This is a genomic window from Halomonas sp. 5021 (genome assembly GCF_036663435.1).
Taxonomy (GTDB): Bacteria; Pseudomonadota; Gammaproteobacteria; order Pseudomonadales; family Halomonadaceae; genus Vreelandella; species Vreelandella janggokensis.
Genome location: NZ_JAXOVU010000001.1, coordinates 153,964 through 166,171, shown reverse-complemented (window position 1 = coordinate 166,171; position 12,208 = coordinate 153,964). Strand labels below are relative to the sequence as shown.

Below are 12,208 nucleotides of genomic sequence, written 5' to 3'. Positions count from 1 at the left end.
CTCCTTCCCACTAGTCCGCCTCTCTATCAGGAGGCACGTCCAATAACCTTAGCGCATTACCTGTCACACTTGAGAATACCGGCGCTGCCACGGCACCCCCATAGAATTCGCCTGCCTTGGGATGGTCGATCATGACCACCGTCACGATGCGCGGATCCGAGATCGGGGCAATCCCGGCAAACACACTACGGTAAGCGTCTTTTGCATATCCCCCCTGGCCGGATTTACGAACCGTCCCGGTCTTACCACCTACACGATAACCTTCAACCCGAGCTCGTCGGCCACCCGTATAAGCGGCGACCGAGCTTTCCAGAATATCCAGCAAGTCATTAGCAACCCGGGGCTCTATGGCAGGGATGCCTTGAGGTGACTCAGAAAGACGCAGCAGCGAGGGCGGCAAACGTTTGCCGTCATTGGCAAGCGCTGTATAAGCACTCGCCAACTGAACGGCTGAAACCGACAGGCCGTAGCCATAGGACAGAGCGGCCCGCTCGCTGCGCGACAGGCGTATCGGTGAGGGCAAGTGGCCGGTGGCTTCACCGGGGAATCCCGTTTCCGTACTTTGGCCAAGGCCAAGCTGCCGATACTTTTCCCAGATCTCCGTGTCATCAAGCTCAAGGGCAAGATGCGACATGCCAATATTGGAGGACTTTTCGAGAATGCCCGCTAGATCCAGCTCACCGTAATTCCGAAAATCGCGGATCGTGTACTCGTCGATCCGCATCCAGCCCGGTGACGTGTCCACAATGGTATCGCGATCAAAGCCCTCGTTTTCCAACACCGCCGACATCGCCAGCGGTTTCATTACCGAGCCGGGCTCGAAAACATCGACCAACGCCTGGTTGCGCAGCCCGCGGGGGTCTAGCCCTGCCCGATTATTCGGGTTATAGGAGGGTAGATTGGCCATGGCCAGCACTTCACCACTGCGGGCATCCATCATGACCAGAACACCACCATCCGCCTTGTTTTCAACGACCGCTGACCGGAGTTCCCGGTAGGCCATGTACTGCAATCGCTGATCAATTGAGAGGGTCAAATCGCCACCCGGCTGAGCTTCACGGATAACATCCAGCTCCCTGACCAGTCGGCCACGACGATCCTTGATAATGCGTCGCTGCCCCGGACGACCGGCCAGGTGAGGCTGGTAGGCAAGCTCAAGCCCTTCCTGTCCGACATCATCAACGTTGGTCACGCCAAGCAGCTGTGCCGCCACTTCACCTGCGGGGTAGTAACGCTTGTATTCCCGCTGGGGGTAGACCCCTGGTGTGCGCAAATCGAGGATACGTTGAGCGGCTTCAGGCGTCATTTGGCGACGCAGGTACATGAACTCATGCTCGCTATAGCGCGCCACTCGAGCCTCAAACGACTCCAGCGACATACCCAGTGCCTGGGCCAGGACGATACGCTGAATCGCATCGTCGGGTAGTTCCTGGGGGTTCGCCCAAAGCGTAACTACTGGCGTGGAGATCGCCAGCGGCTCGCCATTGCGATCAGTAATCATCCCCCGGTGGGCAGGGATGACCTCATTACGCAGCGTACGCGCATCCCCCTGGCTTTGCAGAAAAGGTCGGTCGATCACCTGCAGCAAGGTAATCCGCCCTATCAGGATCGCGGACGCCAGGACAATAAGCAGCATGACAAAGAAAAACCGCCCACCCGGCAGCGGAGGAGCGACAGGCGCTTGGCGTGAACTGACGCCCCGGCGCTGAGTGCTCATGGCCGAATTACCTCAACGTCATCAACATCGGGAATACGCATCCCCAGACGCTGTGTGGCAATCTGCTCTATGCGCGCAGGCGTTGACCACGCGCCTTCCTCCAGCAGTAGCTGACCCCATTCAGTGTTCAACTGGTTCCGCTCTTGCTCTAGTTGCTGTAGCTGAGCGTACTGCCCCCGGGTCGCATGGGTGGTCACGACGACGCAAAAAGCCGTTGCCAGGCAGGCTAAAAAAAGCAGGCTAAGAGCCACCGGCCAGGGCCGCAGACGTAAAGAAAACGGCCATCCGGCCTGCAAAGAAGACCACCACCGATCAAGTTGCTCCAAACTCATACTGACATCCGTGATCACTCTCGTTTGCGCGCAGCACGCATGACCGCACTTCGGGCACGCGGGTTCTCGGCCACTTCGGCATCGCTCGGCCGTCTTCCTTTACCCAACGCCTCGAGACGACGGCTCAACTGGTCATCTCGAATCGGCACGCCCTTGGGTAGATGTGTATCGCCTCGCACATGATGGCGAATAAAACGCTTGACCCGGCGATCCTCGAGCGAATGGAAGCTGATGACCACCAAATGCCCCCCCGGCGCCAAGGCCTCGAGGGCAGCCTCAAGCGCGGCATCCAACTGTTCCAACTCGCCGTTTAAATAAATCCGCAGGCCCTGAAATGCCTTGGTGGCCGGATGACGGCCTTTTTCCCATGCCGGATGGGCAGCTTTCAGTACGTCGGCCAAGTCCACCGTATGCGTAAATGGCGCCTCGGCCCGCCTATTGACGACCGCCCGCGCAAGCCGTTTTCCAAAGCGTTCTTCGCCATAGGCTTTGAATACGTGCGCGATAGTGGCTTCACTGGCGTGAGCAAGAAATTCTGCGGCGCTTTCCCCTTGACCGGGATCCATACGCATATCCAGAGGGCCATTGCGCATAAAGCTGAAACCCCGCTCAGGGTCATCAAGCTGTGGCGATGACACGCCAACATCGAGCAAGACCCCGGCAAGCTTGCCGTGCACACCCTGCTCGCGGGCAACATCGCCCAGCCGGGCAAAGTCGCGCTGTACCATGGCAAATCGTGAATCGGCGATATCTGCCGCCGCCGACACGGCTTGAGGATCCCGGTCGAGGGCAATCAAGCGACCTACCTCATTCAAGCGCGATAAAATGACCCGGGAATGGCCGCCACGGCCAAAGGTGCCATCAAGGTATATGCCATCAGGTTGATGAACGAGGACATCGACAGCGCCGTCCAGTAGCACACTGGTATGCTCGAATGGAGCGCTAGCCTGATCAGATGGCGGCATGGTAAAGCTCACAGGTAGTCCAGGTCACAGACAGTACACTCACAGGAGAATGAGGGGCATGCCTGGGCATGCCCCGATGAATGGGGAGTCAGCCGATAAGCCGGGTTCTGTCGTGGACAGTCATTCCTCTAGGCACTGCGTTACCACAGCGCTCAAGCAACCTACCCGGACCCAGCGCGGGCCACGCCATTGGGTCCCTATTTGGTCTTGCTCCGAGTGGGGTTTACCTTGCCACGCACTGTTGCCAGGCGCGCGGTGCGCTCTTACCGCACCCTTTCACCCTTACCGGCCCCGAAGGGCTTAGGCGGTCTACTCTCTGCTGCACTTTCCATCGGCTCACGCCGCCCAGGCGTTACCTGGCACTCTGCCCTATGGAGCCCGGACTTTCCTCCCCCAACACCTTTTGAGGGGCATTAGCGGCGACTGTCTGGCCAACTCCGGCGGCAAGCATACCAGTGCCCAACGTTCGCCTCAATGCTCGCCTTTCATGCCTTGCAAGCGGGCATACCAGGTTTGCTTACGACCGCCGAACAGGCGGGCAGCAACACTTGCCGCCTGTTTGACACCAACGCCTTCTGCTAGCAACGTCTCAAGCAGGGTGTCGGCGTCAATCGCCTGCTGCTCACTTTGCGCTACCGGCGGCGAACCTGCGACGATCACGACAAACTCGCCGCGCGCCTGATTCGGATCGCTGGACAACTGCGCCAGCAACGACGACGGCGTACCGTGCAGAAATGTCTCGAAGGTTTTGGTCAGCTCGCGAGCCAGGACGACCTCGCGGCCTTCCAGCTGTTCATGCAAGGCCTCCAGGGTATGAACGATACGATGCGGGGATTCGTAAAATACCAGCGTCTCCTCGCGCACCTTCCAAGCCTCCAGCGCTTGTCGTCTCGCGCCGGGCTTAGCAGGCAGAAACCCGCCAAATACAAAGCGATCGGTAGGCAAGCCGGCTGCAGACAACGCGGTAATCAGTGCGCAGGGGCCAGGTATCGGCACAATATGACGATTACGCGCGCGCAGTTCACGCACCAATACGAACCCCGGGTCGCTGATCAGCGGTGTCCCGGCGTCGCTGATCAAGGCAATATCCTCCCCCGCTTCAAGGTAGCGATCCAGGCTATCGACCCGTCGCGCTTCATTGTGCTCGTGCAACGATACCATCGGCTTATTCAAGCCCAGATGCGACAGCAAGCGGGCGCTGTGACGAGTATCCTCAGCGGCAACGCGGGCCACCTCACCCAGCAGTCGCACGGCGCGGGCAGAAAGATCATCCAAATTCCCAATCGGCGTGGCGACCACGTACAATGTACCCGGCGGTGTATGTGTCATCGTGACTCCCAATTCGTCAATGGCTTGCCCCTCGGTACGCTATGCTTGTGCAATAGTCGCCAAATCGTTGACAAGCAGCGACGGCGCAAATGGAAACTAAGGAAGGATACATGAAACAGTCATTACGTGGCTTTCTTGCCGCTACGCTCATGGCGCTTTTCGTTGCGGGCTGTGCGACACAGCCCCCCGGCGTCGTTGATCGAGTACCCGACGAGGACCCTGGTCGCCTGCTTAGCCAGGCGGAAGAACAGGCCCCGGAAGAAGCAGCCAGAACGCGCCTAGAGGCGGCCAATATTTTTGCCCGCCAGGGCCAACGCGAAAATGCCTTTGAGGCGGCTGACAACATTGACGAACAAGCGCTGTCCGAAGCAAACCGGGTTCGCTGGGCACTCCTTTTTTCCGAGTTAGCCCGCGCACTCAATGAACCTGACAGCGTCTTGCGCGCCACCCAGGTGCTTGATGACGAGTTGCCGATGCAGGCCGACCAGCAGCGCACGCTTGAAGACCGCCAGCGCTGGGCACGCGAAGCGCTCGACAAACCCGATCCGGAACGCTTTGCACTGCCTGAACTCGAAGGCGAAACGATCAACCGTATCGTCGTGGCACTCCCCGAATCCGGCGCGCTCAGCAGCGTCGCCGAGACCATTGCCTCCGCCATGCGCCGCCATCACGACATCACCGGCGACAATGTACAACTGAGCTTCCTGGATGCTTCGCAGTACTCGCTCAACGAGCTTTATGATCGCGCCCAGCAGATGAACACCCAGGTGATGATTGGGCCGCTGGACAAGGAACTGGTCACTCAGCTTGAACAGCGCGACAGTGTTCCCGTGCCGACATTGGCCCTCAACTACGGGAGTGGCGATCGCAATCAAGCCAAGCGGCTTTTCCAATACGGCCTCTCGGCTGAAGATGAAGCGCGTCAGGCCGCACGCCGCGCTTGGCAGGATGGCCACCGCCAAATGGCACTTATGGTACCCGATAACAACTGGGGGCAGCGCGTCGGCGAAGCTTTCTGGAACGAGTGGCATCGCCAGGGAGGCGATATCAGCAACGCAGTGCGCTACAACCCTGACAATCCGGTTTCTGATGCGGTAAAGACAGCCTTGAACGTTCGCGGTGAGCGCGCCCAGTTGAATGATATTGATGCCCTCTTCCTACTCGCGCTACCTGACTATGCTCGCCAGGTGCCGCCCACCATGGATTACTACTACGCGCCCGATCTTCCCATCTATGCCACTTCCCACCTTCACGAAGGACGGGGTCAGACGCGCCTTGACCAGGACCTCAATGACGTCATGTTCATGGACATCCCCTGGCAAATTCCTGATGCCGCCGTGGGTGGTGAAGAAGTACTGCCTTTCTACGACAGCTACCAGCGCCTCCGGGAAGAGCCCGATGCCTCGGTGTTCCGATTAATGGCCATGGGTGTCGATGCCTATGAAATTGCCACAAGCCTGTCTGATTTTTCTGCACTGGAAGGCTTTGATGGCAGCACAGGCAAGCTGTTTCTCACCGGTGACGGCAGGATCTATCGCGAGCTGCCCTGGGCCAAGTTCCAGAACGGGACACCTGTGCCGATTTTAATCCCGGGCTTGATGAGCAATGAAGAAGACAACGACGCAAGCGATGACGACTAGCTCGAAGACGGCACGAGCGCGCGGGCAAGCCATTGAGCAGCTTGCCGCGCAATGGCTGCAGCAGCAGGGACTGCGCTTAATCGCCAGTAATCACCATGTTAAAGGCGGTGAGCTTGACCTGATCATGGAAGATGCGGATATTCTGGTTTTTGTAGAGGTCAAACATCGCAAATCGAGCCGCTACGGGCATCCTCTCGAGTCCGTAACGGCTCAGAAACAGCAGCGGCTTATCCGGGCCGCACGCCTTTATTTGGCCTCCAGGCGACACCCGTCAGCGTGTCGTTTTGATGTTATCGCCATGACCGGCATGCCCCCTCAGATGGAAGTCGAGTGGGTAAAAGCCGCTTTTGATGCCTTTTGAATCGACAACCAGGAAGCCCTAATGGACTTTCAACCACGCATACTGGACCACTTCAACGCCAGCATTGATACCAAAACCTACGCCAGCGAAGTGCTGCCGCCTTTTATTGAGGTCGCCAGTCAGATGATGGTGCAATGCTTGGTAAGCGAAGGCAAAATTCTTGCCTGCGGAAACGGCGGCAGCGCGGGAGATAGCCAACATTTCTCGTCAGAGTTGCTCAACCGCTTTGAGCGCGAGCGGCCGAGCTTACCGGCACTGGCGTTAACCACGGATACCTCCACGCTAACCTCGATCGCCAACGACTATACGTATAATGAAGTATTTTCTAAGCAGATCAGGGCGTTAGGTCAACCGGGCGACATACTCCTGGCCATTTCGACAAGTGGCAATTCGGCTAATATTGTGCAGGCTATACAAGCCGCTCACGACCGTGACATGACAGTCGTGGCGTTAACCGGCCGGGATGGCGGTGACATGGCATCGCTACTGGGTCAGGATGACTGCGAAATTCGTGTGCCGGCGACCTCCACGGCACGCATCCAGGAAGTGCACTTGTTGGTCATCCACTGCCTTTGCGACTTAATCGATGAGCAACTATTCGGCGGCTAACCCCGCCCTGCCGAAAATGAAAAGGAACCTATCAATGACTCCAAACCTCTCAGCCTCACGTTTTTCTCGTTTGTTAATGGCCGCCACCCTGGGTGCCAGTATTCTGCTCGCAGGTTGCGCGACCAATACCGCTGTCGATGCTTCAAATTACGGTCAACGTGGCGAAGATGTCGTTGCCATTGACGAAACAATTGAACGAGAAGTCGGGCGTGCGCTGGACCGAGCTGACGGACGGCTGGGTGACGCTCGCATTCGTCCCCATAGCTTCAATGGCGTCGTGCTGCTGGTAGGCCAAGTGCCCAGCGAAGAATTGCGCGAGATGGCCGGAAACGTCACCGCTGACTTACGTGGTGTCAATGACGTACACAACGAGCTCACGGTGTCGGCCCGCCTACCCAGCACCCAACGCTTGACCGACACCTGGCTAACCAGCAATGTTATCGCTCAGTTGGCGACCAATGACCGCATTGACTCTTCAAAGCTCAAGGTCACGACGGAAAACGCCAGCGTTTACATCATGGGAATGGTGACGCGTGAAGAAGCGGACCGCATCGTCAATACGGCTTCCAACGTGGCCGGCGTCCAGCGGATTGTAAAAGTCTTCGAGTATATCGACTGACCCGACGCGAAAAACAAATGAAAAAGCCTCGCTGTTGTGAACAGCGAGGCTTTTTCATTTAGGAAGACTTCGAAGGAAGTCTATCGCATTACTTCACCACCCGGAGCGATGGTTTTTTCTTGCCGGGCTTATCCTTTGATTCACTGTCTGATTCCGACGTTTTCGTTGGCATTTCCTCAGAGGAAGAATCCGCCTCACCGGTTGATTCGGTCGCCGCCAATGTTGGCTTGCTTGGCGGAGTGGCTTCGTCTGCCGCCTCTTCCTCGCCCTCGAGCGGAGTTAATTCCGGCTCGTGACCGAACACCATACCAGCGCCGTTTTCCCGGGCATAAATCGCGATGAGTGCCGGCGTTGGAATCATCACCTGCATGGGCTGCCCACCGAAGCGCGCATTAAAACCAATGGCCTGGTTTTCCATAAACAGGTCGCGAACCGCTGTAGGCGCAACATTGAGTACGATTTGGCCGTTTTGCACAAATTGACGCGGCACTTCAACACCAGGCTGAGTGGCATCCACCACCAGGTGCGGCGTGAGTTCGTTGTCCAACAACCACTCGTAAAGCGCTCGGGCAATATAAGGACGGCTCGATTTCATCTCGTCTCGCTCCTCCCAGAGAGAAGGCCCCGCCAGGCGAGGCCTGAGTGGGTTCAGGCACGCATCTCTTTTTCACGCTCATTCAATGCGGCTTTAAATGCGTCTCGCTCGAACACCCGCGACATATAGTTTAAAAGCGGCTTTACCTGTTTTTCCGGCAACTCAATATTCAGTGCCGGCAAACGCCATAATATCGGCGCCAGACAGCAGTCCACCAGAGTGAATTCGTCACTCATGAAATACGGCATGTCTTCAAAAATAGGTGAAATGCCGATCAGGCTCTCGCGCAGCTCTTTTCGTGCTTTTTCGGCTTCTTTTTTCCCACCGCTGGTGATCTGTTCGACCATCGGGCACCACTCGCGTTCGATGCGATGCATCCAAAGGCGGCTCTGCGCACGTGCCACGGGGTAGACAGGCAAGAGTGGTGGATGCGGAAAACGCTCATCCAGGTATTCCATCATGACCTTCGACTCGTAAAGCACCAGATCACGATCAAGCAGCGTAGGAACGCTATTGTAGGGGTTCAGGTCGGCGAGCTCGTCAGGGACATTCTCGTCGGAGACATCGACGACGTCGACAGCCACCCCCTTCTCAGCCAACACAATGCGGACACGATGACTGAAATGATCATCATTACCTGAATAAAAAATCATCGACGACCGTTTGGCCACAACTCCCATGAAACCATCCTCGCAACGAATCAATCTTGAATAATAACACGTCCACCCCACCCTTGGGGAAGGCAACGCCATGCATTACGTTAAAGGCTAACACGAAAAAGGCGCACGACTTGACCGTGCGCCCGGGATTGCCCTGAATCAGCGCCTCAATGAATATCGCGCCAATATTCGCGCTTGAGGAGATAGGCAATGACGGCAAAGATAAACAAAAAGATGAGCACCTTCGGCGCTAACGCCTGCGCCTGAAGCTTCGAGGGCTCTCCCACATAGGCAAGAAAGTTTGTGAGGTCATAAACCGCCTCTTCAAACTCCTCTGGCGAGAGCTCGCCCTGACGAGTAATTTCCAACGTATTACAGCCAGTTTCGCTGCCGGAGGTACCTTCTGATGCATCTGCTTCAGGACATACCTTTTCCTGTACACCCTGAAGCGGCTCCAGCACATTGGGCATCGCGACCAACTCGAATACCGCATTATTAACCCCGGTAGGACGGCTCGGATCCTGATAGAAACTGAGTAGATAGGAATACAACCAATCAGTGCCGTGCAGCCTAGCTGACAGTGTCAGGTCAGGGGGCGGCGCACCAAACCAGGTCTCACCGTCTTCCTCGCTCATTGACGTTTCCATTTGATCGTTGAACGCCATTTCGGAGGAAAAGATGACATTGTCCTCAATAATGTCCCGTGGAATATCCAAATCCTCAGCGGCGCGCGAAAATCGCTGATACTCAAGCGAGTGGCACCCCATACAATAGTTAACGTAGAGCTTCATGCCATTTTGCAACGACGCCTGATTCTGCAGATCCGGCTCCATGGAGTGCGGGACACCTGCGCCACCGGCAGCCATTGTGGTCATAGGCACCAGAACAGCAATGAGCGCGATCAGTTGTTTTTTCATTAGCCTGTCACCCTTTCCGGAACGGGTTTTGTTCTTTCCAACCGCGTATAGATCGGCATCAACAAGAAATAAGCGAAATAGATCGCCGTACAGACTTGGGCCAATAGTGTTCGCCCCCCTGTTGAAGGCATTACACCTAGAACACCCAGCGTCACAAAGCTTGCCGCAAACAACGCTAACATCAGCTTGGATATCCAGCCTTTATAGCGGATCGAACGCACAGGGCTACGATCCAGCCACGGCAGCACAAACATCACGGCAATGGCCGCCCCCATGCACATCACCCCTAAAAACTTAGCCTCCAAACCGAAAATCGAGAAGGTAATGGCACGCAAAATCGCGTAAAAGGGCGTGAAATACCACACGGGCGCGATGTGGTCGGGGGTTTGTAACGGATTCGCCGGTTCAAAGTTGGGTGTTTCAATGAAATACCCACCCCCTTCCGGGAAATAGAAAACCACAATGCAGAACACAAACAGAAAAACGGCAACGCCAACCAGATCCTTAACCGTGTAATAAGGATGAAAAGGGATACCATCCCGCGGATTACCGGCTTCATCTTTCTTCTGCTTGATATCAATGCCGTCCGGGTTGTTTGAACCCACTTCGTGGAGTGCCACAATGTGCAGCACCACCAACGCGAGAATCACAATCGGCAACGCGACCACATGCAAGGCAAAAAAGCGATTCAGCGTGATGCCTGAAATCAGGTAGTCGCCACGCACCCACTGCGCCAGATCCGGACCAATAAAGGGAATGGCAGAGAACAGTGAAATAATGACCTGCGCACCCCAATACGACATTTGCCCCCAAGGCAGCAGATACCCCATGAAGGCCTCGGCCATCAGGGTCAAATAAATGGCCATGCCGAAAATCCACACCAGCTCTCGGGGGGCTTTGTAGGAGCCATATAGCAATCCCCGAAACATATGCAGATAGATCACCACAAAGAAGGCTGATGCCCCCGTGGTATGCATATAACGGATAAGCCAGCCCCACTCCACATCGCGCATAATATATTCAATGGAGTCAAAGGCGCCTTCCGCACTGGGGTTGAAGCTCATGGTAAGCCAGATCCCGGTCAGAATCTGATTGACGAGAACCAATAGCGCGAGTGAACCGAAAAAATACCAAAAGTTAAAATTTTTCGGCGCGTAATAGTGCGATAGATGGTCCTGAAAGAACTGCGTTGCCGGAAAGCGGGCGTCAATCCAGCGCATCAGGCCTCGGGGCGCTTTGGTTTTATTCGAATTACCCATCAGGCCGTCTCCTCATCTTCACCGACAACAATGATGTTATCGCCTTCGAAACGATAGGGGGGCACTTCCAGATTGGTCGGCGCCGGTACATTGCTGAACACTCGTCCCGCCAAATCAAACCGTGAGCCATGACAGGGACAAAAGAAGCCACCAGGCCAATCCTCGACGCCAACGCCCGCTGCATCAGGCTCGGGACGATAGACGGGCGAACAACCCAGATGCGTGCAGATACCAATCAGGACACCGATTTCCGGGCGTATGGAGCGCATTTGACCGGCAATATAGGAAGGTTGCAGAGACGCTTGAGATTCAGGGTCAGCGAGGCGGTCAGTGGCAAAGGATTCCGTGCGCTCGATCATTTCGGGCGTTCGGTTGATAATCCAGACGGGTCGCCCTCTCCATTCGACCGTCATACGCTGCCCGGGAGCCAGTTTCGAAACATCGGCCTTAACAGGCGCCCCTGCCGCACGGGCTCTTGCACTCGGCTGCCAAGCTGACACGAACGGGATTGCAACCCCAACCGCTCCTACTGCGCCGACAACCGTCGTCGCGCCTACAAGGAAACGCCGCCGCCCCTTGTTAACGCCGTTATTTGCCATATCCGGCCCCCACTTTTTCCTCACGCAACGCTTAACGTTCCGCAAGAATGACTGTTGTTATTTAATGTCTATGTATAAAGTAGTTTAACCAGCGTGCAGTTCGCCAGGCACGCTTAATCAACGTACACCTTGACGGATGATTGTTATAGCAAAAAAAAGCCCAGGCCAATGGCCTGGGCTTTTTCCACAGTATTTGAGCGTCCGATTAACGCTTGGAGAACTGCGGACGACGACGTGCTTTACGCAGGCCGACTTTCTTACGCTCTACCTGACGTGCATCGCGCGTCACATAACCCGCGGCGCGCAGTGCAGGACGCAGGTCTTCGTTATAATTCATCAGCGCACGGGTAATACCGTGGCGAATGGCACCGGCTTGTGCTGAACCACCACCGCCTTCAACCGTGACGTAAACGTCGAACTGGTTGAGGGTTTCGGTCAGTTCTAGCGGCTGACGCACAACCATACGACCAGTTACACGACCGAAGTAATTGTCGAGTTCACGGTTGTTGACGGTAATTTTGCCGGAACCCGGCTTCATAAAGACGCGGGCGGTGGAAGTCTTGCGGCGCCCGGTACCGTAATACTGCTGTGTCATGGCGGAGATTTC

14 protein-coding genes and 1 other RNA gene are annotated in these 12,208 nt (G+C 56.2%); 4 read left to right on the top strand and 11 right to left on the bottom strand.

What is annotated here, in order from left to right:
* Positions 1–10: 10 nt before the first annotated feature.
* From R3F64_RS00795 to rsmI, 5 genes are all read right to left on the bottom strand, one after another.
* Positions 11–1,717 (bottom strand): peptidoglycan D,D-transpeptidase FtsI family protein, encoded by a 1,707-nt coding sequence (locus tag R3F64_RS00795; RefSeq protein WP_199283461.1) that lies wholly within the window; start codon positions 1,715–1,717, stop codon positions 11–13.
* Positions 1,714–2,049 (bottom strand): cell division protein FtsL, encoded by a 336-nt coding sequence (gene ftsL, locus R3F64_RS00790; RefSeq protein WP_085918009.1) that lies wholly within the window; start codon positions 2,047–2,049, stop codon positions 1,714–1,716. Before ftsL ends, R3F64_RS00795 begins: the two co-directional genes overlap by 4 nt.
* A 14-nt stretch (positions 2,050–2,063) precedes the next feature.
* Positions 2,064–3,014, bottom strand: coding sequence for a 16S rRNA (cytosine(1402)-N(4))-methyltransferase RsmH (gene rsmH, locus R3F64_RS00785; protein WP_332609185.1), 951 nt, complete (start codon positions 3,012–3,014; stop codon positions 2,064–2,066).
* Positions 3,015–3,094: 80 nt separating this feature from the next.
* Positions 3,095–3,453, bottom strand: an RNA gene (rnpB, locus tag R3F64_RS00780) — RNase P RNA component class A.
* Between the two features lie 32 nt (positions 3,454–3,485).
* Positions 3,486–4,343, bottom strand: a complete 858-nt coding sequence (gene rsmI / locus R3F64_RS00775) for a 16S rRNA (cytidine(1402)-2'-O)-methyltransferase (RefSeq protein ID WP_264823285.1) — start codon at positions 4,341–4,343, stop codon at positions 3,486–3,488.
* A 110-nt stretch (positions 4,344–4,453) separates the two neighbouring features.
* On the opposite strand from rsmI, the gene R3F64_RS00770 reads away from it, so the two are divergent.
* From R3F64_RS00770 to R3F64_RS00755, 4 genes are read left to right on the top strand one after another with little or no spacing between them, the layout of a single operon-like run.
* Positions 4,454–5,983 (top strand): penicillin-binding protein activator, encoded by a 1,530-nt coding sequence (locus R3F64_RS00770; RefSeq protein ID WP_332609183.1) that lies wholly within the window; start codon positions 4,454–4,456, stop codon positions 5,981–5,983.
* Positions 5,973–6,344 carry a YraN family protein gene (locus R3F64_RS00765; RefSeq protein WP_085918005.1) on the top strand — a complete coding sequence of 124 codons (372 nt, stop codon included), beginning with the start codon at positions 5,973–5,975 and terminating at the stop codon, positions 6,342–6,344. Before R3F64_RS00770 ends, R3F64_RS00765 begins: the two co-directional genes overlap by 11 nt.
* Before the next feature lie 21 nt (positions 6,345–6,365).
* Positions 6,366–6,953: a phosphoheptose isomerase gene (locus R3F64_RS00760; RefSeq protein WP_066321086.1), complete on the top strand. Its 588-nt coding sequence runs from the start codon at positions 6,366–6,368 to the stop codon at positions 6,951–6,953.
* Between the two features lie 34 nt (positions 6,954–6,987).
* Positions 6,988–7,572, top strand: a complete 585-nt coding sequence (locus R3F64_RS00755; RefSeq protein ID WP_233337223.1) for a BON domain-containing protein — start codon at positions 6,988–6,990, stop codon at positions 7,570–7,572.
* A gap of 88 nt (positions 7,573–7,660) precedes the next feature.
* Here the strand turns inward: R3F64_RS00755 and R3F64_RS00750 are convergent, their stop codons facing one another.
* The 6 genes from R3F64_RS00750 to rpsI form a co-directional block, all read right to left on the bottom strand.
* The gene (locus R3F64_RS00750; RefSeq protein ID WP_332609178.1) at positions 7,661–8,167 is read right to left on the bottom strand and encodes a ClpXP protease specificity-enhancing factor; all 507 of its coding nucleotides are present in this window, start codon (positions 8,165–8,167) and stop codon (positions 7,661–7,663) included.
* Positions 8,168–8,220: 53 nt separating this feature from the next.
* The gene (gene sspA / locus R3F64_RS00745) at positions 8,221–8,847 is read right to left on the bottom strand and encodes a stringent starvation protein SspA (protein ID WP_085918003.1); all 627 of its coding nucleotides are present in this window, start codon (positions 8,845–8,847) and stop codon (positions 8,221–8,223) included.
* Positions 8,848–8,993: 146 nt separating this feature from the next.
* On the bottom strand, positions 8,994–9,743 hold the full coding sequence (locus tag R3F64_RS00740) for a cytochrome c1 (protein WP_199283466.1): 750 nt from the start codon (positions 9,741–9,743) through the stop codon (positions 8,994–8,996).
* The gene (locus tag R3F64_RS00735) at positions 9,743–11,002 is read right to left on the bottom strand and encodes a cytochrome b (protein ID WP_085918001.1); all 1,260 of its coding nucleotides are present in this window, start codon (positions 11,000–11,002) and stop codon (positions 9,743–9,745) included. Before R3F64_RS00735 ends, R3F64_RS00740 begins: the two co-directional genes overlap by 1 nt.
* A complete protein-coding gene (gene petA, locus R3F64_RS00730) occupies positions 11,002–11,601 on the bottom strand; it encodes a ubiquinol-cytochrome c reductase iron-sulfur subunit (protein WP_085918000.1) in 600 nt (199 codons plus the stop codon). The genes R3F64_RS00735 and petA overlap by 1 nt, the downstream gene beginning before the upstream one ends.
* A 205-nt stretch (positions 11,602–11,806) precedes the next feature.
* Entirely contained in the window at positions 11,807–12,196 is a 390-nt protein-coding gene (rpsI, locus tag R3F64_RS00725) for a 30S ribosomal protein S9 (protein ID WP_066321105.1), read from the bottom strand.
* Positions 12,197–12,208 lie beyond the last annotated feature (12 nt).

Excerpts from the sequence above, each read along its gene's own strand:
- R3F64_RS00795 (WP_199283461.1), bottom strand. The coding sequence starts at position 1,717 with ATGAGCACTCAGCGCCGGGGCGTCAGTTCACGCCAAGCGCCTGTCGCT.
- ftsL (WP_085918009.1), bottom strand. The coding sequence starts at position 2,049 with ATGAGTTTGGAGCAACTTGATCGGTGGTGGTCTTCTTTGCAGGCCGGA.
- rsmH (WP_332609185.1), bottom strand. The coding sequence starts at position 3,014 with ATGCCGCCATCTGATCAGGCTAGCGCTCCATTCGAGCATACCAGTGTG.
- rsmI (WP_264823285.1), bottom strand. The coding sequence starts at position 4,343 with ATGACACATACACCGCCGGGTACATTGTACGTGGTCGCCACGCCGATT.
- R3F64_RS00770 (WP_332609183.1), top strand. The coding sequence starts at position 4,454 with ATGAAACAGTCATTACGTGGCTTTCTTGCCGCTACGCTCATGGCGCTT.
- R3F64_RS00765 (WP_085918005.1), top strand. The coding sequence starts at position 5,973 with ATGACGACTAGCTCGAAGACGGCACGAGCGCGCGGGCAAGCCATTGAG.
- R3F64_RS00760 (WP_066321086.1), top strand. The coding sequence starts at position 6,366 with ATGGACTTTCAACCACGCATACTGGACCACTTCAACGCCAGCATTGAT.
- R3F64_RS00755 (WP_233337223.1), top strand. The coding sequence starts at position 6,988 with ATGACTCCAAACCTCTCAGCCTCACGTTTTTCTCGTTTGTTAATGGCC.
- R3F64_RS00750 (WP_332609178.1), bottom strand. The coding sequence starts at position 8,167 with ATGAAATCGAGCCGTCCTTATATTGCCCGAGCGCTTTACGAGTGGTTG.
- sspA (WP_085918003.1), bottom strand. The coding sequence starts at position 8,847 with ATGGGAGTTGTGGCCAAACGGTCGTCGATGATTTTTTATTCAGGTAAT.
- R3F64_RS00740 (WP_199283466.1), bottom strand. The coding sequence starts at position 9,743 with ATGAAAAAACAACTGATCGCGCTCATTGCTGTTCTGGTGCCTATGACC.
- R3F64_RS00735 (WP_085918001.1), bottom strand. The coding sequence starts at position 11,002 with ATGGGTAATTCGAATAAAACCAAAGCGCCCCGAGGCCTGATGCGCTGG.
- petA (WP_085918000.1), bottom strand. The coding sequence starts at position 11,601 with ATGGCAAATAACGGCGTTAACAAGGGGCGGCGGCGTTTCCTTGTAGGC.
- rpsI (WP_066321105.1), bottom strand. The coding sequence starts at position 12,196 with ATGACACAGCAGTATTACGGTACCGGGCGCCGCAAGACTTCCACCGCC.